The following is a 21,352-nucleotide window of genomic DNA, read 5'->3' on the forward strand; positions in this document are numbered from 1 at the left end:
TGGCGACCCCGATCCGGGGCCGCCGGACTGGGTTCAGACATCTTTGCCTTGCACGTAACCGGAGCCCAGATCAGCACCGGTCACCGGCTCGCTGAGTGGGTCAGAGGCCGTGCGGATCTTCATGGCTTCCAGGACCTCTGCGTCGTCAGCAGGGAGGCTGACCGTCGCCAGACCATCGCCGCCGTCGACTGCCGGCTCTGGGTTTTCCACGTACTCCCACGCACCGCCCTCGTTCCAGGGACCGCGCACATTTGGCTCGCCAGACATGTTGAAGTACTTGTTGGTGAACTCAGGCATGCCCGGCAGTTTGCCCTGCGGGAAGTTGGGCTGGATCGAGTGCAGGGCTTTTTCGAAGGACTGTTGATGGGCGATTTCCCGCGTCATCAAGAAGCCCAGCGCCTCTTTGACGCCCGGATCATCGGTGATGTTGATCAAGCGTTCGTAGAGAATTTTCGCCCGCGCTTCGGCGGCGATATTTGAACGGAAGTCGGCGGTCGGCTCGGTGATCGAGTCAACGTAGGCCGCCGTCCACGGTACGCCAGCGGAATTGACCAGAGGCGCGCCTGCGCCATAGAGCAGGCTGGTGATGTGCGAGTCATTGCCGGCGCCATTCAGTGCGCGGTACAGCTCGCCTTCCTCCTGAACGCCCTCTGCCAGTTGGCCCTTGGCGCCTTTGTTGAGCATGACGATGATCGAGCCAACCACCTCCAGATGACTCAACTCTTCGGTGGCAATGTCCAGCAGAAGGTCTTTGCGCCCCGGATCTTCCTCGGCCAAGGCTTGGGTGAAATAGCGCGCTGCCGCCGCCAGTTCGCCATTGGCGCCCCCGAATTGTTCCAAAAGCAGATTGGCCAGACCCGGGTTGGGCTCGGCCACGCGAACGGTGTATTGAAGTCGCTTGTTATGTATGAACATTCAAATTTTCCTCAGACCAGGCTATCGCGCAGTCACCCTTGTGGGCGTTGGCGCATGCATAGTTTGTGAGGAGGGCGCGCAGCAGAAATTTCGTTTTTTGCCGAGTGGCAGGACGGGCGGCAGAGGGCGGAAAGTTCCGTAAACAGGACGGTTGGCTTAGCCACGTACCTCGACCAATGTGGGAGCGAGCCTGCTCGCGAATGCGGTACGTCAGCCACCGATTTGGCGGCTGATCCAGCGCTTTCGCGAGCAGGCTCGCTCCCACCTTGGTTCGTTTGCAATCAAGCGATTTTAAGCGCCCTCAGCACAGGCAGCGTTTGCTCGGCAAACACCTGCGCCTGTGCGGTCAGCGCGGCGATGTTGGCTTCAGCGGTGAGCAGCGGCTGGCCATTGTCGACCAGCACTTCACCTTGTTCGCTGATCACACCCCACGCCAGTTGCGCCCATTCGGCCGGCTGCTGTTTGCCCTGTTTGATCGAGATCAGGAACAACTGCTGGAAGCGGCTGACCGTCACGCCACCGCCGGTGACCGGGCTGGCCAGGGTCTGGATGTTGGCGCCGTACAGCGATCGTTTGCACAGTTGCAGATTGAGCGCGGCGCAGCGACCGCTGACCTGCGACTCGGCGGCCTCGCTCTGGCACGGAGCGACAGCGCCCATACCGATCAGCACGGCCAGGGCTTGTTCGAGGTCGTCGTAAGCCATTGCAGTCTCGGAGAGCAATTGGCGCATTGATTTGGCCGCATAGTTCTGCGCCGCCAAGGCATCGAGCACCGGGCCGTAAATCTCCGGTTGCAGGGTCGCTTCGCCGGCAGGACCGGTGACCGAACCCGCGACAGTTTCCCAGGGTTGCAGCAACGCGAAACGGCTGTGCAGCATTCTCGCCCGGCGTTCGGCAGCGCACAGGCGCGTCGCGCCACGTACGTACAGGTCGCGGCGGAAGTGCTGGTTGACGAAGTAGTCCCGCGCTTGCTCGCGCATGATCGGGTGTTCGATGGTTTCCAGAAAGTCCATGCCTTCGGCGCTCAGGTTGAGCGGGTCGACCGAGTCCAGCGGCACGGCGGTGGTGGCGTAGTCGAGTTTGGCCGGGGCCAGCGCGTCGACCATGTCGGCGAAGTACATGCAGTTCCAGTCGCGGTTGAAATATTCGTGGGCGACGTAGTGACGATCCTGGCCCTTGATGCTCTGTAGCCGCGCGCCGAGACTCGGCGCCGCAGCGGCATACTTCGGATTGGCCGCGAGCAACGCTTCGGAAAACTCCAGTGCGGCGTCGATGCGCTCATCGGAGCGCGCCGAGGCGTTGGCGAAACGGTCATGCAGGCTGAACAGATTGCGCAGCGGCGCCGACGGCGACCAGCCGGGGAAGCAGTTGTAGCTGACGTACAGCATGCCGCCCGGTTTCAGGTGACGGCGGGCGAATTCGACGATCAGTTTCTGATTGTCGCGGCTGACCCAGGTCCAGATGCCATGCAGGCTGATGCTGTCGAACTGCGGCAGATCATTGCGCGCCAGCAGTTGTTCGAAGCTGTCGTCATACAGACGCGCGCCATTGTTGGCGGCAGTCGCGAGGTCGATGGCATGGGCCGCCATACCCGGGTGAAAGTCCGTACCGACAAACGAACCCGGGTTGGCGGTGGCGTGGATGTTGATCGACACGCCCTGACCGAAGCCCAGTTCGCAGTGCACGCCGTCGTTGCTTTCCAGCGTGGCGAACCCGCGCAACAACAGGCAGTAACGCAGGAACACCGGATTGATCTCCCGGCTATAGCTGTAGGTGTAGCCTTCGTCGGTGAAATAACCTTCGTTCCAGGCGTTGCTCATGGGTACAGCCTCTTGTTCTTGAAAGTGATGGCAGTCTTATAAGGGGTTGGCATTGCGCGCGACAAATTGAAAAAACGGATACTTCCCCAAACCCTGTGGGAGCGAGCCTGCTCGCGAAAGCTTTTTTTCAGTTTGAATATAATCGGCTGACACGCCGCTTTCATGAGAAGGCTCGCTGCCACAGGGATCTTCAACACATTCAAGCAGGATTGATGGACCGATCACGCACCCCACGGCCCATTCGCGCCGGCATTTTGTCGCCTGCCGAAACTGTCATATTCCTTCCCACTCGCCTGCCCATAGTGACCTGCCCAACGCTGATTTCATGAGGCTGCACTGTGTTCCAACGTCTTCTGTGTTCGCTGTCCGTTCTGAGCCTGTCCATCGTCGCTGCCCACGCGGCCGAGCCTGTCGCTCTCGACACGCCGCGCTTGTCCGGCATCGACAACTTTCGCGACATCGCCGGCATCACCACCGCGTACTCCACCGCCCACGACGGCGTTATGCGCAGCGGCGTGTTCTACCGCTCTAACGCATTGACGCCGTCGGCGGCGGATCTGGCGACACTCAATGGTCTCGGCATCAAAGCCATCTACGACTTGCGCACGCCCAGCGAAATTGCCGCTACGCCTGACACGATGATCAGCGGCGCGGCCTATCGCAACATCGACATCATCGGCAGCACCACCTCGGGTGCGAACATCACCAATATCTCGTTCCACAGCGCCGCCGAAGCGGTGGCGATGATGGAGGACACCAACCGTGCGTTCGTCAGCGATGCCGGCATGCGTGGGCAGTTCGGCCAGTTGTTCAATGAGCTGGCCAGTGTCGACGCCGCGCAACTGTTCCACTGCACCGCCGGCAAGGACCGTACCGGCTGGACCGCCGCCGTGTTGCAGAGCATCGCTGGCGTTGATGAGGCGACGATCATGGCCAACTATCTGGCGACCAACGACTACACCGCCGCCCGTGTCGCCGCGACCTTGAAAGCGCTGCCGCCGAGCATGGCCGCTGTCTACGAGCCGCTGCTCGGCGTGCAGGCCAGTTACTTGCAGGCCGGTCTCGATCAGGTCGCCGCTGAGTACGGCAGCATGGACAACTACCTCAAGCAGGGCCTCGGTCTGTCGCAGGAAACCATTTACGTGCTGCGCGGCAAACTGGTCGAGTACAACAGCCTGCCGGGGCAGGCCGGGCTGGTCGGCAACGCCGCCGCTGGTGCCGAATTGCTGCGGCAGTTGCAGAACTCCGAGCTGTCCGGCACCTACAGCGCCTACAACTACTACCTGCAATCGGCGATCGACGCCGGCACTCTGGGCGGTGTCGAATCTCAAGTTGGCGGACAGGTCCACGCCGATGCGGCCAGCTACCTGCTGCGGCAGAACGCGATGATCGAACAAGCCGCCGCGCCGTTCGCCCGCGGCAGCGATCTGAAGGTCGGCCAATACCGCCTCTGGAGCACCGCGCTCGCCAGCTACCTCGGCACTGAAGGCTCGGCCCACGCCGACAGCAGCAACGAACACAGCCAGGGCCTGATGCTCGGCATTACCCAGCGCTTCAGCGAACAACTCAGCGCACGCGGCGGCTTTGGCTACAGCAAGGGCAGCGTGGGCGGCGCGGGTGGCGAGGCCGATACGGACTTCACCTTCCTCAACCTCGGTGCGCGTTACGGCCTCACCAGCCTTGAGCGCGGCATGTTTGTCGATGCCAACGCCAGCGCCGGTTACGTCGACTACGACAGCAAACGCGAGCTCGGCGGTGGTCTCGGCACTGCCAAGGGCGACAGCCACGGCAGTCTCAGCGGCGCGACACTGGCGTTGGGTTATCGCCTGCCGCTCAGCAGCGTGATTGTCGAACCGAGCCTGGGCTTTCGCGTCAGTCATCTCGACTTGCAAGGTTTCAAAGAGAAGGGCAGTGAGCTGGCGCTCGACGTCGATGGCATTGAGCAGACCCGCCGTAGCGCGGTGGCTAATCTCGACGTGTCATTTGCCCCAGTGGCCATGGGCGCGTGGCAGTTGGTCCCGGGTCTTCGCGTGGGCTATGAACGTGCGCTCGGCGATCAGCAAGTCGACAGCGAAGGCCACCTGCTGGGGCTGGATATCGAGCAGCGCGCGGCGTTCGACAATCGCGACCAGTTCAGCGGCGGCGTTAATCTGATGGCCAACCTCGGCGCCCTGAGTGTAGGCGCTGAGGTCGGCGCCAACGGTGGCGGTGACAGCCATGGTTTTAATGGCGGACTCAAGGCCAGTTACGCGTTTTGAACACAGCGAGCCCGGCAAATTGCCGGGCTCTTGCGCTCAAGCATGCTGCGCACGCGAAGGTTGCGGTGTGCGTGCCGGCTGCACGCTGGGTTCCGGCAGCGAGGCGACATGCACGGTGCGCGCCGGGAAGGCGAACGTCGCGTCCAGTTCGGCCACCGCTTCCATGATTGCCAGATTGATGCGTTGCTGCACGTCCATGTAGACGTTGTAGCTGGCGTCCAGAACGATATATACCGTCTCGAATTCCAGCGCGCTCTCACCAAAACTGCGGAAATGGCAACGGTCGAAGCGTGCCTGTTTTTCGTTCTTGATGATGCTTTCAACGCGTTGAGTGATCTGGCGGATCTGTTCGCTGGTGCACTCGTAAGTCAGACGAAACTCGAACACCACCCGACGCTCCTGCAAGCGCTTGTAGTTCTGAATGGTGCTGCCGATCATGTCGGCGTTGGCCATGACAATCTGCTCACCGCCGAGACTGCGGATGCGCGTGGTCTTCAGACCGACGTGCTCCACCGTACCGGCCAGCGTGCCGACGACGATGAAATCACCCACCTCAAACGGCTTGTCGACGGCAATCGACAGCGAGGCGAACACGTCGCCGAGAATGTTCTGCACCGCCAGCGCCACCGCGATACCGCCGACACCCAGGCTGGCGACGAATGCAGTGATGTTGACGCCCAGATTCGACAGCATCGCCAGCAGAATAACCGCCCACAGCAACACCTTGACGCCCCACAGGCTTAAGGTCGCCAGGGCGCTCGCCTGAAAAGTGCCGGTCGCGTTATGCCGCGAGAAATACCGATGCAGCCCCAGCGCCAAGGCGCGGTTGGTCCACAGGCCGACCTGCAACGCCGCCACCACGAACCATAAACTGCTGACCCGGCCGAGCCAGCGCTCCGGCAAATCCAGCAAACCGATGCCGACCAGAATCGATGCCAACAGCAGCAACGTGGTGCTGGTCGCCGCCAGCACTTCGCTGGCCATGTAGGTCAGATGCCCATTGCCGGCGCTGGCCCGGGCCTGCACCTTGCGGAACACGAAACGGATCGCCGTGGTGGTCAGCAGATAACTGAGTGTCGCGGCGAGGAACGCCAGTACCCAGTTCGCCAGTGAAATTCCTAAAATCGTGTGAGCCGTGAAAAAGCCGATGAAATCCTCGGTCATGGAAACCCCCTTTTCGCCAAGTGACCTGTCTGGGGTTAGTCGCCCTGAGATTCCTGCTGTTCAATCAAATGCAGGTTTCGCCGGACCGAATGGTCAACGCCTGGCCTTCAACTCCGCTGGGCTTACGCCGTAAGCACTTTGAAAATACTGACAAAAGCGCCCGACATTGCTGAAGCCGAAACGCAACGCCACCTCCGTCACAGAGCCTGCATGCCCTCGCGCCAACGCCTCATACGCCCGCTGCAAACGCACCTGCCGCTGATACGCCACGATCGACATCCCGACAAAACGCCGAAAACCTTCCTGCAACGCGCGCTGGCTGACATGGCTCAACCGCGCCAGATCCACGCCACTGACCAACTGCTGCGGATGCGCCTGAATAAACTCCATCGCCACCTTCACATGTCGCGGCGCCACACACGGCGCCGGCCCCCGTAATGCCTCGGTGAAATTGTGCGGCCACGCCTCCAGCACCGCATCGATCAACATCTCGCGCAACCGTGACGGCATCAACGTGCCGCTGTTGATCAAGGCATCGAACTCAGTGCCCGTGGCCAGATCGATCAACGCCTTGAGGCCCTGAAATGCCCGGGTATTCAGATCCACGCTTGGCTCAAACACGATCTTCTGCACGACCGGCTTCTCCAACAGCGCCGCCAACCGCTCGGTGAGCTGCAGACGATTGATCGAAATGCCGTGATGCGCGTGATCATCAATAAAGCGCATCGAACGGATATCCGACTTGTCGATCGCCAGACCGATGCGCGCCATGCCAATGGATTCAGTGACGTGGTTGAAAACGATCTTGCCGGCGGTGGGGATGACGAAAGTGATTTCGTTCTGCGGATCGGGGAGGGCGACGCTGAAGTCGCCGTGGTAATGCATACGCCGAAAACTCACCCCGTCGTGCCGCCCGTAGACCCCGCCGATGATGATGTTGGAAGGTGGCGGCGGAGTATCGGCGTAGCGGTTGCCGAAGAGCCTGGAGAACAGGGCGCCGAAATCGGAAGAGGTGAGGTTGTCGGAGCGCAGGATGATCTTTTGGCGGGGTGGGGAGGTGGCGGTGATGGGCGGCATTTTGGAATGCGGGCTCTTGGGGCGACGGTCGAGATCGGTCGAGCGTAGGAGGTGGGTGTGACGGTTCAGTGACAAGGCTGGACCGTGGACTGCTTTCAAGCAAAAGCAGACAGCCGATTAATCGCACTTGCATATTCCCGGCAGACAGATCACCACCACCGAACATACTCGGGAAGGTACACATTCCAACGGCAGCTTCTGGCCGAAAAATAGATTCGAATATCTGGTGTCATTCGTAAGCAAACTGATCAATCAACCCCAGACGAGGAACACGTGTGTGGGGCCGCAACAAAGCGCCAGGAGCAATCACAGCGTTTGCGCCAATCTTGCAGCCGTCACCCACCAGCGCTCCGAATTTGCTGACGCCTGTTTCGATCACCTGATTTTCGTGGCGGATCTTGATATCGGCTCCGTCCAGTTCGTTCCGGTAGTTGGCGATGATCGCGCCGGCTTCAATATTTACCGCTTCGCCAATCAATGAGTCGCCGACGAAGTTGAAGTGGGCAAGCTTGCTGCCATCGAGCATGAACGTACTTTTCAGCTCACAGCTGGGGCCAACGATGCAGTTTCTGCCCAGGTAAACGCCTCCACGGAGGTAAGCGCCCGCTGCTACGAAACAGCCCGAGCCGATGATGATTGCGCCTTTGAGAACGGCGCCTTGCTCAACGATGGCGGTTTCATGAATCGCACAATAGTCGTGGCGCCGGTATCCCGGGCCGAGCGTTTCAAGCAATTTCAGAATCCGGCTCTCGCAATCCTGAACCACCGCCCAAGGGGCAGCGGAGTCCACGCCCAGTAATGGCCATTGAGCGATGTAATCTTCGATTTTTGGCGATTTCATAAGAGTCTTCCGAATAAGTGGGGCGTGGGTGGACTGTCGACGACTTGAACGACTCGCTATGCCTGCCAGTCGTACCTGTACAAGCATTTTCAAGGTACGGCGCAATGGATAAGACAATCACCGTGGATCAACTGGCAACCACTGATCTTGGATCAATCAACGAGATATGGCTCGGCGGGACCCATACCCAGTTATGCCTATGGCGTGCTGAACAAGTCTTCACCCACGAAATGCTCAGCGAGGGGACCCATGACCAAAATGTTCGACGCCTGTGCTTGCAGTTGGTTGACCCTGACGATCGAGACGCAGTGGCCCGTGTTGAGGCGGTAGCGCACGAACGACTCGAAGAAATGGGCAAGCAGGGCGAGTTTTACCCGGCCGAGGCGGCGGACACTCGTCAATAGCCGCTGCGCATCTGATGAAAAGCGCTGCTGCTAAGGCAGCGCCTCAAGCGGGCTCCTCAACCCTGCGCACATCCCCCAACGAATCACGCTGCATCGACTGCAAATTCTTTTCGATGGTTTCGCACAGCGCTTCCATTTGAATCTGGTGTTCGCTGTGGCGAAACGGGCTTTGCAGGTCGGTGCCGATGCGCTCGATGGCCAGCAGCATGAACCCGACCACAGTCGACGCCAGCGGCGTGAACCAGCCGAGGGATTCGACCAGTCCTATCGGTACGATCAGGCAGAACAGCGAAATGAACAGCCGTGGGAAATACACATAAGGGTAGGGCAACGGGGTATTGGCGATCCGCTCCATGCCGCCTTGGCTGTTGGACAAGTCCACCAGCGTCGACTCAAGCCGGGCCAGACGAATACTGTCCAGATGCCCGGCCTTGTATTCGCGAGCGAGCAAAGTCGCCGAGCCGGTGAGGATATCGTTGGCAAAGTTATTGGTTGTGCCACTGCGGGCGAACTCTTCGGCGGGAATAAACGCCCGCACCTCGTCGGGACAAGGCTGGCCTTGCAGATGCGCGGCAAGGCAATTCACGTAAGCGACGTGGCGGCGCAACAGCGTCGATTTGACCGGGTTCACCTCGCCACCTGCGTCGTCCAGCAGCGTCAGCACCTGCCGGGCGAAGCTGCGGGAATTGTTGATCATCGACCCCCACAGCGTCCGCGCTTCCCACCAGCGGTTGTAAGCGCTGCTGTTGCGAAAACTGATCAACACGATCAACGCCGAACCGAGCAAGGTCAGCGGCATCAACGGCAGGTTCAGCTTGGCGTTGAGAAACAGCATGAAGTCGACGGTGACGGCGATGTCCCAGAGCAGCAACCAGAACAAAGACCAGCCCACGTAGCCGAGGGTCTTGATGATCAGACGGTATTTTTTAACGATGGCAGCTTTCAAACGGAAACCTCGTGGCGAGCAGTTTGCTTAAACGCTTAAGCTCGGACGATGCCTGGCACCGGCAGTTCCCTGGTGGGGCGGTCAGCCGTCAGTCAGTCTGCAAAGTCTGGCCCTGTGCATGGCGAATGCTTTCGGGAAAATCCTCGTCTCTCGAATGGACCGTGCTACGCTGGGTTTTGCCGGACTGCCGACACACTGGCTCGGCGGTCCGCCCGCTCGCCGAGTCGCCATCCCAGCAGACCCCACAGCAGTGCACACAACGCGCCGACCAGCGCTGCCATGCCAGCACCTTGGCTGAGGGCGTCCAGCGCGCTTTTCGCCCAGGCACTGATGGCGTCGCCGGCGCGGTAGACCACGGTGTCGATGAAGTTCTTCGCCTTGTACTTGCTTTCGGCATCGAGCGGGGCAAACAGCATCTCTCGGCCTGGGCGCACGAAGGCGTATTCACCGATGCGGCGCACGATCATCAGCGCGGCGATCAGGCCAAAGCTGGGCGCGAAGATCAGCCCGATGAACCCGGCACACATGACCAGCGGCACCATGGCCAACAGCACGCCGACACCGAGCCTTTGGGCGAGGCGTCCGGTGATGAACAGCTGACAGAGCAGGGCGCCCGCCTGCACGACAAAGTCGATGATGCCGAACACGCGCACCTGCGCCTCGCGGTCCGGGAAGTGTTCGGCGACGACGCGTGCCTGCTCGAAGTAAAGGAAGGTGGAGACTGTCGCCAGCAGCACCACAAAGCCGCAGATGCCGAGCAGATAGGATGATTTCAAAACGGCCGTCATACCGCTGAACGGATTGCCCGGCAACGGCCTGCGAGGGCTTTCGCTCGGCGCGGCATCGGGGCGTCCTGCGCCACCCCGTTCACGCCAGCGCATCAGCTGGCGCTTGAACCACATCGCAGCGGCCAGCAGAACAGCGGCCAGCAGCATCAGGCCGGACTCGCCCAGCGGACCGATCAGCAAGGCGCTCAGCGCAGGGCCGCTCAGGCCGCCGACGCTGGCGCCCGCCGCGATGAACGCGAACAGACGTTTGGCCTGGGCACTGTCGAAGACATCGGCCATCAGGCTCCAGGCGACCGATACGACAAACAGGTTGTAGACCGATATCCACACGTAAAACACGCGCGCCAGCCACGGGCTTTCCTCGCCGAGGAACAGGGCCGCGAACAACAGCAGATTGGTGCAGAAGAATCCGTATACCCAGTCGACGAAATGCAGGCGCGGCACGCGTGCGCTGAGCCAGGCGAACAGCGGAACGGCCGCCAGCATGACCAGGAAGGTCGCGGTGAACAGCCACTGCAAGTTCTCGACGCCGGCAGTAATGCCCATCGATTCGCGGATCGGACGGAGCATGAAATAGCCGGCGAACAGGCAAACGAACAGCAGAAAACCGTTGAGCGCAGGGCGCAGCTCGTGAGCCTCGGCATTGATGATGGCGCCGGCGCGGTGGGCGAGAAGAGACGTATCCATGTTGCGCTCCTGTGGGAGTGGCGGGGCAATGGCACGGGGCCTGCCCGTGCCTGGCGGTCAGCGGTAGGTGACGCCGGTCAGTCGCTCGGAGAGTTGCCACAGTGTGGCCGAATTCGAGCGATCGGCAGCGGCCGGCGGCATCTTGGCGAAGCCCAGCGGCCCGCGCTTCTCGTTATCACCGGTGGGGCCGTAGTAGGCGCCGCCAACCGCCTCCAGCGCCGTCGCCGCATACAGCGTGGGCAGCGCGCCCTGCGCTGCGGAATGATACCTGTCCCGCTCTACTGCCCATTGTTTGCCGAATTCACTGTCCAGGCCAGGCCCACGGGCGATCAGCTCCGTCACGGCAACGCCGGGGTGAGCGGCGATGCTGCGTATCCCCCAACCGGCGGCATCGCTGCGCTGCTGCAGCTCAATACTCCACTTCAGAACCGCCAGTTTCGATTGGCTGTAGCTGGCGAAAGGGTCGTAACTGCGCTCAGCCTGCAGGTCATCGAAGTTCAGGCTTGCGCGTCCTGCGGCGATGCTCGACAGGCTGACCACCCGACCGTCGTCGCTTTTGCGTAGCAGAGGCATCAGCAGGCCGGTCAAGGCGAAATGCCCCAGATAATTGGTCGCCAGTTGCATCTCGTAGCCATCGGCGGAAACGCCTCGAACAGGCGGCGACATGATCGCGGCATTGTTGATCAGCACGTCGAGCCTCGGCAGGCGCCCTTGCAGACGGTTGGCGAGGTCGCGCACCGATTGCAGATTGGCAAGGTCCAGCGTTTCGAATTGCACGCGCGCCTTGGGCACGGCTTGCTTGATGTTTGCGATCGCTTCGCGGCCGCGCTCGGCGTTGCGTGCGGCGATGATCACCTCGGCACCGGCGCGCGTCAGGGCCAGCGCGTCTTCATAGCCCATGCCGCTGGTTCCCCCGGTCACCAGCACGATGCGGCCTTTCTGGCTGGGCATGTCGTGGGTTGACCAGTCCGGCTTCGGCTCCGTTTGGGGAGTCGCCTGCGCAGCCAGTGTGCCGGCCAGCGCGGAAATGGCGAACAGCATTCGGGTGGCCTTGAGAAGGCGTTGGGTCGCGGTATTGCTCGGCGTAGCGGGTGAATGGCTCATCGGGGGATTCTCATTCGCGTGACAGGTTCCCGGTTGGCGGGGGCGAGTGAGCAGTATCGGTGTACGAATGCGCGAGGATAAGTCGGGCATTGGTGGATGGCCCGTACGGTATGGCGTACAGTCAGCCGCTTGCGGAGGAAGCGTCCATGCGTAAACCAAACCTTACCGATGTGTCGATATTTGCTGCAGTGGTCGAGGCGGGGGGATTTCGTGCTGCCGCGCAAAAGCGCGGGCTGTCCGCCTCGTCGCTGAGCGACTGCATGCGTCGGCTGGAAAGCGATCTGGGCGTGCGCCTGCTCAATCGAACCACGCGCAGCGTCACGCCGACGGCCGCCGGCGAGCGATTGCTCGAGCGCCTGCGCCCGGCCTTGCAAGAAATCGACGCCGCTTTCAACGATCTGGACGACGACGCTCAGCGCCCGGTCGGCACGCTCAAACTCAATGTGCCAGTGCCGGTGGCACGCTTTCTGTTACCCGACCTGCTGGCGCGTTTTCTGCGCCTTTATCCAGGGGTCAGTGTCGAAGTCGTCATGGATAACACCTTTGTCGACGTCAATGCTGGCGGGTATGACGCCGGCGTGCGCTATGAAGAGAGCCTGGCCAAGGACATGATCGCCGTGCCCATCGGCCCGCGTCGCCAGCGTTTCATTGCGGCGGCCGCCCCGGGCTATCTGGCTGAACGCGGTACGCCCACTCACCCCGAAGAACTGCCGGGCCATGACCTGCTTGGCCATCGGTTCGAGAGTGGCAAAGTCGGCGTATTCGAGTTCCATCGAGACGGCCGTATCGTACGTATCCCGCCTCAGGGGCAACTGCTGACGTCGTCGCACGATCTGAAAATTCGCTCGGCCATCAACGGACTGGGCATCGTCTATACCTTCGAGGATTTCCTGCGGGAGCCACTCTCCGATGGTCGACTGGTGCCGATTCTCGAGGACTGGTGGCAGACCTTCGACGGTCCGTTTCTTTACTACCACGGCCGCCGCCACATGCCTTCGCCGCTGAGGGCGTTTGTGGATTTTTTGCGGGGGGAAGGGGAGATTGCGGAGAGTGCAGGTGTTTGAAGCGCTGTTTCGTGAGGCGAATACATGGCCTGGCAGCAGAGCGCCCATGGCGACGGGGAGCAATCGGCCATTAGCGGACGCTCACAAGCGACCGCTACCTGCCATAATTCAACGTTCGATGATGTGATAACCGAAGTTTTTTCAGTGAAAAATAGAACCATTTTCTAGTGTTAGACCAACCGTCGCATTCAGGCATGTGTAAATGTTGGATTCCAATGAGCTAGATTTTGTTCTTCTACCTTTTTCTTTCAAGGATAGCACTGCCTTTTCGCGTTAATCGCTGGTATACCTTTCTAAGCGGTTGCGGGACAAGCCATCAATGGGTTGAGAAAAGTGAGCGTGCATGAAGGACATTAAAATAGTCAAGGCCAGTAAAGAGTTGCCTTTAGAAGACGCAGTAGAGGCATTCATCGACACCTTCGTAACCAATGAGGCTTTTGGCGAACTTCCCATAGCGGGGTCCGCAATAGGTATTTTTAAGGCTTTCAGAACATACAAAAAAGAGAGGCTCAAAGAAAAGCTGAAGGGATTTATTGAAGGTACTGATGATTTAAAGCAGGGGGAAATCTCAAAATTCATAGCAGCTAGGGATCCTAAAGATGATCCTTTACTCTCCGAACATCTATTAGAACTTATTGAACACGCAGAATCCGAACAGAAAGCCAAAATGATCGGCGTTACGTTCCGCAGACTTGTTAGAGATAAAATAAATCGAAGTCAATTTGCAGATCAAGTGCGCTTTATAAACAGCATATATATAATTGATATTTTTACATTTATGCATGGGTATCATAATCCGTACATTTTTGACGATGGCTTGGGAGATATCTTGGTAAATCATCGTATTTGTAAGCGCAGTGTCAATCTTGCAAGTCGAGACAGAAACTTACTTAGTCAGGAAAAAGAACAATACATTAAAATTACTTACGAAATTACGGGTGCTGGTAATGCATTCCTAAAAACTTTGCACGACGCATATAAAGATAAAATTGAAAAGAAGAATCTTCTGGAAGATTGATGCAGCTACAGCCTTTAGTAAAGATCTCTAAATACTTATTTCAGTCACCAGTGCGACCAGAGTGAAGTGTAAGCTTCGCTCCGGCCGCCGTATGGCATTGGCTATAGGTAACAAGCAGTCGGCGTTTCAATGTGGGTCAGGCCACTCGCTTCGAGTACCCCTCTATCCAGTCCGCAAGCGATCGCATATCTGTTTCGAGCTGGGCGAGTTCGGGGGGTACCGCTGGAAGATCGTCTGCCTGAGAATGCTCATACACAGAATATCGTGTCATCAAGTCGTCTATCAGATCGCAATCCTCCTGAGTGATGTTACTTAGCTGCCTCAGTAGCCCTTTGGTCATCACTTCCCTGCGGAATCGCAGCACGACACTGTTCAGCATTACCACCTCAACAGTGCGCTCCACTATGATCCTGAAGTCACTGCAAACACTCTTGGCCATGAGGTCGTAGCTTTCAGCATCGCCCTCTGCCTGGTGCCTCTTGAGTTGAGCTAAGTTCTCATTAAGTAGCTTGTTGATAGCCGGCTTCGGTTTCGAGTCTCGAGCACTTTGTCCTGTCAGAATACCGGACGTTTTGTCGAGACGTCGAAGCGTCTGAACGTTAAAGACGATGTCTTGTATATCTGGATGCTCCTTCATTTTCTTTACTGCGGATTCCAGAAGTGTCACCAGCGAAAGCCTGTGAGTGAAGATGATGACCTGGCGGGACTGCGCCAAATCTACAAGGCGCGCGACAACTCGCTCCTCAAAATCTTGATCGAGTGAGGAAATCGGGTCGTCGAAAATAAAGGGAGCTACTTGATTGGAGCCAGTAATATCAGCTAGGAATGCAGCTAACGCTACAATTCTTGTCTCGCCCTCACTGAGAATTTGTTCTGGTGGGCGGGCTCCTTTCGCGCCAACGAGTATCAGTCCGAATGTGGTTCTGCCTTTACCGACTGTTTTGCTTTGAGGGGCTACAGGCAACCTCGAGCCACCTAATAGTTTCAGTTCGGCGGCGAAGCGAGTTTGATATCCTGCCTCCACCTCGGATTTCGCCAACTCGTTGTTCTTGATAGTGAGCGTGTTGGTTGCAGCAAGCCGGATGGCTTTTCCGTACTGGTCAACAGCCAACAATCTGTCCCGTTCGGCAACGACTGCAGGTTTGTTTTGCGACAGCCATTGCAGAGCCTTCAGCTTACGAAGTTGCGCCTCCATTTGCTGTCGTTTGCCGTCTTGAGAAAGCTCGTTCAACGACTTTTCTTCGCCAACTAACTGATCTGTTACTTCTGCCAGTGCTTGATCTACTAGTGACCAGTCGAATGGGGTCACATTTTCGACTTTTTCAGCGGTCTCGAGATCGGAACGTCTTTCCACCAAAGTTTTATGCAGTTCGATGGCCTGCTTTTGATCCAGTTTGATCAAGGCCATATGAGCTAACCAGTCCTGTTCCTTCGGTGATTGGGGTAAGGCTTGTAAAAAGCCCTTATGTTTGTCTTCTGCTTGTTTTGCGCTTAACTCTAAACCTTCGGTAACAAATTGCTCAAAGTGGGTCAACCGATGGCCAGCATCCTCATTGAGCTCTTGCTGGCAGAGCACACACCTTGCCTGCTCACCCACAACAGGAAATGGTTGACCAGGGTAAGCATGATTTTGAGAAAACAATCGAGCTTGGGCCCATAACTGTTGCCACACCGCTTCGCCGACTCCTTCGAGTGGAGTTTCGGAAAAAAGTTGTTGAGCAAATTTTTGAGCCGCTTGCCGCTTGCCCTTTGCATCAGCGTTGGCACTTACGATGATCTGCGCTGTTTCGTTGGAGAGCTTATCCTTGAGTTGGCTCATAGCTAGCCGAACTGTTGCCAACCCCTGCTTTTCTTTCGTGATTGATGCCAGTCGCCCCGCCACGTCCTTCTGGGCCAGCGCACCTTCTGTGATAATCCGCTCAGCATCGTGCTCGGGAGTGTACGTACAGAATCTGTCGATGACGGCATCAGTCGTTGCAGACTTAATACTCGCAAGCCACTTACCTTCCTCAGTGATTTCCAAGTCCGCTGGGAATTGTGGCAATACGCTCAGCAGTGCATTTTTCGATGCGGTGAGGTGCTGATTAACCCTGTCTGACACTGCGATCAATGACGCCACGAATTTCATTTGGCTTGGCTCGTAGCTGGCCTCGTTTTTACCCATGTACTGGGTGGCCGTTCTGGAGTCAAAAATCTGGGCGTGACGAAGTAAAGGATCTGCACCCTGTGCCAGCGTCCATTCAATAGTTCCTTTCTTTTCTCCTGCCGATACTTGGAAATTCGCCTTGCAGGCCTCAGGTTCTTCAATGAAGACGTTAGGGTGAATTTCGTCTTTTGACCTTGAGCCGCATGCCTGTTTCAGGAGGCGTGCATATCCGCTTTTTCCTGAACCATTTTGACCGTAGAACACTGTGATGTTGCCCGAGCCAACTGGTAGTGCTGCGCCTGATTTGATCGCATTCAACCCGTAGACATCTGAGATCCCTTCTATGCGTATGGCAGGACGACTGGCAGCGAGTGCCAACGAGCCTGGCGATACGGTGCAGAAGCCTGGGTCCTGTTCCTTCTTCGATTCAATCATGCACAGCCGGGCAAGCTCTTGGATCTGGTCGTCTGTTGGTGGCTTCTTGGTCTCGATTAGGTTCTTGGCAGCTGTCTGTAACCACCGGCTTCTTTCGCCGAGCCAAATTTCAAAATCGTCGGCAACGGGAGCGTCTAGCCCATTCAAATCTGGTACGACCATTGAGATCTCTCCTTGAAGACACCGCGGACGAACCGAGTATAGGCCAATAGTGGCGAATTGCTTTTAGTGCGGTTTGACCAGAAGTCCGTAAGCGTTCGCCATTAATAATCTGAAAGGAAAGACTTTTGCTTCTAGCCGTTAGTGGCCACTTGGGAGCGTCCGCTTCTGGCCGAAAGCCGACATCCGGTGACCTGCCCACACGTAATATCTCGCAGTTTCCTACAGGCAGATCCTCCAGTCGATCCTGGCAGGCTTATCTATTCCACACCGCCCGCTTTAACCGGAATTCGCCTGATAACGTCGTCATAAGGCACCAGATCGAGAAAGGCTACGACCTCAACTACCTGCAGATTTCGTATGCGCATGATCCATACGTAGCTGTTGCGATAAGGCGCGCCGTCGGCTGCGGTGGCGGTGCCGTCCCAGTGCACGACGACGTCATCGCCCTCAGCCCAGATATCCGTCACCGTCGGGCGAACGGGCGAGGCGAGCCGTTTTGCGAAGGGTTGGACTGCACGTTTCAGGAAGTCGTCTCGGCCTCGATAAGTACCCGCCGAGGGGCTCGTCCCCTTGATTGTCCAGATCACATCGGGAGCCAGGACATCTGTGAAGAACGTCCGGCCGCCTTGAGCCCATTGGTTGAACGCTTGCGCAATGAATTGGCGATTGCGTTCCGTAGTCGGTTCGCTGGCCACGGCGGGCGCCGGCCCTGCAATGATTGTGGTGAGGACCAGTGCTAGCGCTGTAGAGAGGCGTTGAACAAACGTCATTTCCTGTGCTCCTTAATCTGTCCGATGAGTCCCGTCGAGTTGGATGGGCCGTTGTTGTTATCTGTAAGCCGCTAGTTGCGTTCCCACACGCCGTTGTTCTATATGAGGCATTGGCAAAGAATCGGCGCGGGTGTGGACGGCAGTATCTCTGGGCCTCATCTGAAGTGTGACTTACGAGCGGAGGAGGGCTGTTGCAGGATCGTCCTGATTTCTTGCTTGATCATCCGATACCAGATGTCTAACCGCCGCATTCCCACGTTATGGAGTTGTGTTTGAATTCCCTTTCAAAGCTTGTCGATATCATTGGTCGTCACGTCCGGGATGACGGCATTCACAGCACCGCGATCCCGGGTATCAGCCTGATTCGCTCGGCTACGCCCACGATGCCTATGCCGGTGGTGTATGAGCCAACGCTCTGCCTTGTCGCCCAAGGACGTAAACAAGCGATGCTGGGTACTACCGCCTATGTTTACGATCCGGCCAAATACCTGATTGCATCGGTAGACCTTCCGGTGATGGGCTCGGTCATCGAGGCGAGTGAGGCTGTTCCCTATCTGTGCCTGGCGCTGGATCTCGATACCACTGTGTTGAGTGAACTTGCGCTGCGCCATCCGTTAATAGAAGAGAGCGTCAGTGCACCGCCGGCAGGCATTACGCTCAACGATACGACTCCAGAACTGTTGGATGCTGCGGTTCGGCTGGCCGGGCTGCTCGACAGGCCACGGGATATCGAAGCGCTCGCTCCGCTGGTGATTCGCGAAATGCTTTATCGCCTTCTAACCGAAAACGGCAACAGCATCATCAGGCAGATGGCACAAGCAGACAGCCGCTTGAACCAGATTGCCAAGGCCATTGCCTGGCTGCGCAGCCACTACAACGAAGCGTGTCGAATAGATGAACTCGTCGAAATCGCCGGCATGAGCCGTTCTTCGTTTCACACGCATTTCAAGGCGATCACCTCGATGAGCCCGCTGGAGTTTCGCAACCAGTTGCGGCTACAGGAAGCACGCCGGCTGATGGTCACCGAAGCGATTGATGCCGCAGAGGCGGGATATGCAGTCGGTTACGAAAGTCCCTCGCAGTTCAGTCGGGACTACGCCCGCTTGTTCGGTATGCCGCCGGCGAAGGACGCCTGGCGGCTGCGCACGGATATTTGTGGAATTTGAATCCAGCACTTTTCTTCGCGCAGAAAAAACGAGGCCGCATTTGCGGCCTCGTTTTCCATGTGTTCCGGACTACTGTTTGACGCTCAGATAATCGCCGGTCGTGGCTGGATGACGACTCTTCGCCGTGAGAATGATGGACGTCCTGAGCGATCTCCCAGGCTGGCTGCCCCGAGGTGACTGACAACGAATAGATATGCCCGGCCCAGGCCATGAACATGGCGAGAGCAAGCGCGATTACTAACGTCGTTGTCAGTGTTTTGCTGTACATGGTGTTAAAGGTTTCAACTCGTTGACAGGGCGTTCAAGCGATTTGCCTAATCCCCCCAGGGGGGATACGATGCCGGCGTAATTCATCGAGCCCTGAGACTCAACTCATGAGTGAACACGAACACGACCACAGCCATCCCCACACCCACCAAAGTCATGAGGCGATCATCAAACGCCTCAAACGGGCGGACGGGCATTTGCGCGGCATCATCACCATGATCGAAGAAGGGCGTCAGTGCGTGGATATCGCCCAACAGCTTCATGCGGTTGAGAAAGCGATCTGCCAGGCCAAACGAACACTTATTCAGGATCACATCGACCACTGCCTCGAAGATACCGTTTCGGCGCTAGGCAATGGCGAGCGCGCACCGCTGGAAGCCTTCAAACAAATCACCAAGTACCTTTAGGTCTGACATGCCCGATTTCGCTGAACTGTTGCAGCAAGGCGGGGCTCACGCCTGGCTATATTTCCCGAGCGCGATTCTGCTCGGCGCCTTGCATGGGCTTGAACCAGGTCATTCGAAAACCATGATGGCGGCCTTCATCGTGGCCATCCGTGGCTCGGTCAAACAGGCTGTTTTGTTGGGGTTGGCCGCAACGCTTTCGCACACCGCCGTGGTGTGGCTGGTCGCCATCGGCGGCATGTACCTGGGCAAAGGCCTGGACGCTGAAACCACTGAGCCGTATTTCCAGCTTGCTTCCTCTGCACTGATCATCGCGATTGCCCTGTGGATGCTGTGGCGTACCTGGCGCGGTGAGCAGATGTTCAAGTTCGAGCAAAGCGATGATCACCATCACGGCGAACACGACCATGGTCATCATGATGAAACGCACCGAATAGATACCGGCCATGGTCGTGTTGAACTGTCGATCTTCGAGGAAGGCATGCCACCGCACTGGCGCCTGAAGACCCTTAGCGGACACGCCTGGGCAGCCTCGGATGTTCGCCTGACCACGACGCGTCCGGACGGCAGCAGCCAATCGTTCGCTTTCGTCGAGCGTGAAGGTTTTCTGCAGTCGACGGTGGATATTCCGGAACCGCACGAGTTCAGCGCTCGGTTGAGCCTTGGACATGCCGGGCATTCGCATGATTACGACCTGACGTTCCAGGAGCATGATCACGGGCATGCGCATTCCGAACTCGAAGGCCTGGAGCTGTCGATTGATGGCTATCAGGATGCGCACGAACGTGCTCATGCCAACGACATCCGTAAGCGCTTCACCAACCGCGAAGTGACCACGGGTCAGATCGTCATGTTCGGGCTGACTGGCGGCCTGATTCCCTGTCCGGCTGCCATCACTGTTCTGTTGCTGTGCCTGCAAGTCAAAGAGGTCGCGCTCGGCGGCATGCTCGTCCTGTGTTTCAGCATCGGCCTGGCGCTGACTCTGGTCACTGTCGGTGCCGCTGCGGCCATTGGTGCCAGGCAGGCTTCCAATCGCTGGCCGTGGCTGGGAACCGTGGCGCGCCGCGCTCCTTACCTGTCCAGCGTGCTGATCATTGGCGTTGGCCTGTATGTCGGCTTTCATGGCTGGATCGGGCTGAGCGCATAAGGCCCTTTGCGCACAGCGGTGGCACTGATGCAAAGGGTTGCCACTGACGAGCAAAAAGCCCAGCGCAAGGCTGGGCTATCGAGGCGCGCGCGATGAGGGCGAGGTATTAGCGAACGCCTGCATCCGCAGAATTACTCGACCGGCACGACGTTATCCAATGCTTGATTGACCGCCAGTTCGCCGAGCATGACCACCTGCGCGATACCTTGCAGTGTCTTGCGAGCAGATCCTTCAACCATCCCGATCACATCACTCAACATCACCGAAGCCGAGCCCAGTGATTCGCTGGCGTTGACCAGCAATTCTTCAGTCGCGATTTTCGGGTTGGCGAGGAACATGCTGCTGGTTTGGTAGGGCGGGGTTTTGAGGGTGTCGCTGGGTTTGAGGTAGTGGTCGAGGGCGCGGTCGGCGGCTTTGTGGAGTTTTTTTGAGTCTAGGGATTCGTAGGGGGAGGTTGCGTCCGACGCTGGCGGGTTAGGCGTTACTTTGAACATAGTGAAGCTCCATATGTGACCAAGGGAACCATCACTCTCGCTACCAAACGAAGGGTGGTGGCCATACGAAGGTTGGTAGACCGGCCCACATGGAAAAACCGGCGCGCTCGAAAACGCCCTGCGCATGGCCACCATAAAACCGATGCGAAAGCATCTGCATAGGATGACGTTATGCGCCATGTGGAAAGCGGGCTACCAAACCCGATCACTGTTTTCAGTGACCGGCCAACGATAGAACCACGGCCCGAGGCGCACAAGCCGGCGGATTCTGGCGT

Annotated in this window: 18 protein-coding genes; 7 read left to right on the forward strand and 11 right to left on the reverse strand. The window is 58.1% G+C overall.

Annotated elements, in window-relative coordinates; all coding sequences use genetic code 11:
- Nucleotides 1-33: 33 nt before the first annotated feature.
- The gene (locus PS14A_RS10575; protein WP_122881919.1) at nt 34-915 is read right to left on the reverse strand and encodes a manganese catalase family protein; all 882 of its coding nucleotides are present in this window, start codon (nt 913-915) and stop codon (nt 34-36) included.
- A 281-nt stretch (nt 916-1,196) separates the two neighbouring features.
- Nucleotides 1,197-2,735, reverse strand: coding sequence for a class I SAM-dependent methyltransferase (locus PS14A_RS10580; protein WP_212616114.1), 1,539 nt, complete (start codon nt 2,733-2,735; stop codon nt 1,197-1,199).
- Nucleotides 2,736-3,073: 338 nt separating this feature from the next.
- On the opposite strand from PS14A_RS10580, the gene PS14A_RS10585 reads away from it, so the two are divergent.
- On the forward strand, nt 3,074-4,993 hold the full coding sequence (locus PS14A_RS10585) for a tyrosine-protein phosphatase (RefSeq protein WP_212616115.1): 1,920 nt from the start codon (nt 3,074-3,076) through the stop codon (nt 4,991-4,993).
- Nucleotides 4,994-5,029: 36 nt separating this feature from the next.
- Here the strand turns inward: PS14A_RS10585 and PS14A_RS10590 are convergent, their stop codons facing one another.
- From PS14A_RS10590 to PS14A_RS10600, 3 genes are all read right to left on the reverse strand, one after another.
- On the reverse strand, nt 5,030-6,157 hold the full coding sequence (locus tag PS14A_RS10590; protein ID WP_212616116.1) for a mechanosensitive ion channel family protein: 1,128 nt from the start codon (nt 6,155-6,157) through the stop codon (nt 5,030-5,032).
- 93 nt (nt 6,158-6,250) lie between these two features.
- The gene (locus tag PS14A_RS10595; protein WP_212616294.1) at nt 6,251-7,234 is read right to left on the reverse strand and encodes a helix-turn-helix domain-containing protein; all 984 of its coding nucleotides are present in this window, start codon (nt 7,232-7,234) and stop codon (nt 6,251-6,253) included.
- A 229-nt stretch (nt 7,235-7,463) separates the two neighbouring features.
- Nucleotides 7,464-8,075, reverse strand: a complete 612-nt coding sequence (locus PS14A_RS10600) for a transferase (RefSeq protein ID WP_212616117.1) — start codon at nt 8,073-8,075, stop codon at nt 7,464-7,466.
- A 104-nt stretch (nt 8,076-8,179) separates the two neighbouring features.
- Between PS14A_RS10600 and PS14A_RS10605 the strand changes: the two genes are divergently transcribed.
- Complete coding sequence (locus PS14A_RS10605; protein WP_212616118.1) at nt 8,180-8,479, forward strand: hypothetical protein; 300 nt, start codon at nt 8,180-8,182, stop codon at nt 8,477-8,479.
- A gap of 43 nt (nt 8,480-8,522) precedes the next feature.
- On the opposite strand, the gene PS14A_RS10610 is transcribed toward PS14A_RS10605, so the two are convergent.
- The 3 genes from PS14A_RS10610 to PS14A_RS10620 form a co-directional block, all read right to left on the reverse strand.
- Nucleotides 8,523-9,425 carry a bestrophin family ion channel gene (locus PS14A_RS10610; RefSeq protein ID WP_024012629.1) on the reverse strand — a complete coding sequence of 301 codons (903 nt, stop codon included), beginning with the start codon at nt 9,423-9,425 and terminating at the stop codon, nt 8,523-8,525.
- A 164-nt stretch (nt 9,426-9,589) separates the two neighbouring features.
- Entirely contained in the window at nt 9,590-10,900 is a 1,311-nt protein-coding gene (locus PS14A_RS10615; RefSeq protein ID WP_212616119.1) for an MFS transporter, read from the reverse strand.
- 57 nt (nt 10,901-10,957) lie between these two features.
- Entirely contained in the window at nt 10,958-11,941 is a 984-nt protein-coding gene (locus PS14A_RS10620; protein WP_249121265.1) for an SDR family oxidoreductase, read from the reverse strand.
- Between the two features lie 209 nt (nt 11,942-12,150).
- On the opposite strand from PS14A_RS10620, the gene PS14A_RS10625 reads away from it, so the two are divergent.
- On the forward strand, nt 12,151-13,068 hold the full coding sequence (locus tag PS14A_RS10625; RefSeq protein ID WP_212616121.1) for a LysR family transcriptional regulator: 918 nt from the start codon (nt 12,151-12,153) through the stop codon (nt 13,066-13,068).
- A gap of 343 nt (nt 13,069-13,411) precedes the next feature.
- Entirely contained in the window at nt 13,412-14,086 is a 675-nt protein-coding gene (locus PS14A_RS10630; protein ID WP_212616122.1) for a hypothetical protein, read from the forward strand.
- Nucleotides 14,087-14,222: 136 nt separating this feature from the next.
- On the opposite strand, the gene PS14A_RS10635 is transcribed toward PS14A_RS10630, so the two are convergent.
- Nucleotides 14,223-16,829: an AAA family ATPase gene (locus PS14A_RS10635; RefSeq protein ID WP_212616123.1), complete on the reverse strand. Its 2,607-nt coding sequence runs from the start codon at nt 16,827-16,829 to the stop codon at nt 14,223-14,225.
- 257 nt (nt 16,830-17,086) lie between these two features.
- Nucleotides 17,087-17,599, reverse strand: a complete 513-nt coding sequence (locus PS14A_RS10640; RefSeq protein ID WP_212616124.1) for a nuclear transport factor 2 family protein — start codon at nt 17,597-17,599, stop codon at nt 17,087-17,089.
- 272 nt (nt 17,600-17,871) lie between these two features.
- Here PS14A_RS10640 and PS14A_RS10645 point away from each other — a divergent pair, with 272 nt between their 5' ends.
- The 3 genes from PS14A_RS10645 (at nt 17,872) to PS14A_RS10655 (ending at nt 20,583) form a co-directional block, all read left to right on the forward strand.
- Nucleotides 17,872-18,765 (forward strand): AraC family transcriptional regulator, encoded by an 894-nt coding sequence (locus PS14A_RS10645; RefSeq protein ID WP_212616125.1) that lies wholly within the window; start codon nt 17,872-17,874, stop codon nt 18,763-18,765.
- Nucleotides 18,766-19,139: 374 nt separating this feature from the next.
- Nucleotides 19,140-19,439 carry a metal-sensing transcriptional repressor gene (locus PS14A_RS10650; protein ID WP_016774379.1) on the forward strand — a complete coding sequence of 100 codons (300 nt, stop codon included), beginning with the start codon at nt 19,140-19,142 and terminating at the stop codon, nt 19,437-19,439.
- Between the two features lie 7 nt (nt 19,440-19,446).
- Entirely contained in the window at nt 19,447-20,583 is a 1,137-nt protein-coding gene (locus PS14A_RS10655) for a nickel/cobalt efflux protein RcnA (protein ID WP_122601587.1), read from the forward strand.
- 131 nt (nt 20,584-20,714) lie between these two features.
- Here the strand turns inward: PS14A_RS10655 and PS14A_RS10660 are convergent, their stop codons facing one another.
- Nucleotides 20,715-21,077 carry a hypothetical protein gene (locus tag PS14A_RS10660; RefSeq protein WP_212616126.1) on the reverse strand — a complete coding sequence of 121 codons (363 nt, stop codon included), beginning with the start codon at nt 21,075-21,077 and terminating at the stop codon, nt 20,715-20,717.
- Between the last annotated feature and the right edge of the window lie 275 nt (nt 21,078-21,352).

It is taken from the genome of Pseudomonas sp. 14A, assembly GCF_018132745.1.
GTDB classification, from domain to species: Bacteria; Pseudomonadota; Gammaproteobacteria; order Pseudomonadales; family Pseudomonadaceae; genus Aquipseudomonas; species Aquipseudomonas mercuritolerans.

Excerpts from the sequence above, each read along its gene's own strand:
- PS14A_RS10640 (WP_212616124.1), bottom strand. The coding sequence starts at position 17,599 with ATGACGTTTGTTCAACGCCTCTCTACAGCGCTAGCACTGGTCCTCACC.
- PS14A_RS10650 (WP_016774379.1), top strand. The coding sequence starts at position 19,140 with ATGAGTGAACACGAACACGACCACAGCCATCCCCACACCCACCAAAGT.
- PS14A_RS10630 (WP_212616122.1), top strand. The coding sequence starts at position 13,412 with ATGAAGGACATTAAAATAGTCAAGGCCAGTAAAGAGTTGCCTTTAGAA.
- PS14A_RS10620 (WP_249121265.1), bottom strand. The coding sequence starts at position 11,941 with ATGCTGTTCGCCATTTCCGCGCTGGCCGGCACACTGGCTGCGCAGGCG.
- PS14A_RS10605 (WP_212616118.1), top strand. The coding sequence starts at position 8,180 with ATGGATAAGACAATCACCGTGGATCAACTGGCAACCACTGATCTTGGA.
- PS14A_RS10660 (WP_212616126.1), bottom strand. The coding sequence starts at position 21,077 with ATGTTCAAAGTAACGCCTAACCCGCCAGCGTCGGACGCAACCTCCCCC.
- PS14A_RS10575 (WP_122881919.1), bottom strand. The coding sequence starts at position 915 with ATGTTCATACATAACAAGCGACTTCAATACACCGTTCGCGTGGCCGAG.
- PS14A_RS10595 (WP_212616294.1), bottom strand. The coding sequence starts at position 7,234 with ATGCCGCCCATCACCGCCACCTCCCCACCCCGCCAAAAGATCATCCTG.
- PS14A_RS10635 (WP_212616123.1), bottom strand. The coding sequence starts at position 16,829 with ATGGTCGTACCAGATTTGAATGGGCTAGACGCTCCCGTTGCCGACGAT.
- PS14A_RS10590 (WP_212616116.1), bottom strand. The coding sequence starts at position 6,157 with ATGACCGAGGATTTCATCGGCTTTTTCACGGCTCACACGATTTTAGGA.
- PS14A_RS10580 (WP_212616114.1), bottom strand. The coding sequence starts at position 2,735 with ATGAGCAACGCCTGGAACGAAGGTTATTTCACCGACGAAGGCTACACC.
- PS14A_RS10625 (WP_212616121.1), top strand. The coding sequence starts at position 12,151 with ATGCGTAAACCAAACCTTACCGATGTGTCGATATTTGCTGCAGTGGTC.
- PS14A_RS10655 (WP_122601587.1), top strand. The coding sequence starts at position 19,447 with ATGCCCGATTTCGCTGAACTGTTGCAGCAAGGCGGGGCTCACGCCTGG.
- PS14A_RS10600 (WP_212616117.1), bottom strand. The coding sequence starts at position 8,075 with ATGAAATCGCCAAAAATCGAAGATTACATCGCTCAATGGCCATTACTG.
- PS14A_RS10615 (WP_212616119.1), bottom strand. The coding sequence starts at position 10,900 with ATGGATACGTCTCTTCTCGCCCACCGCGCCGGCGCCATCATCAATGCC.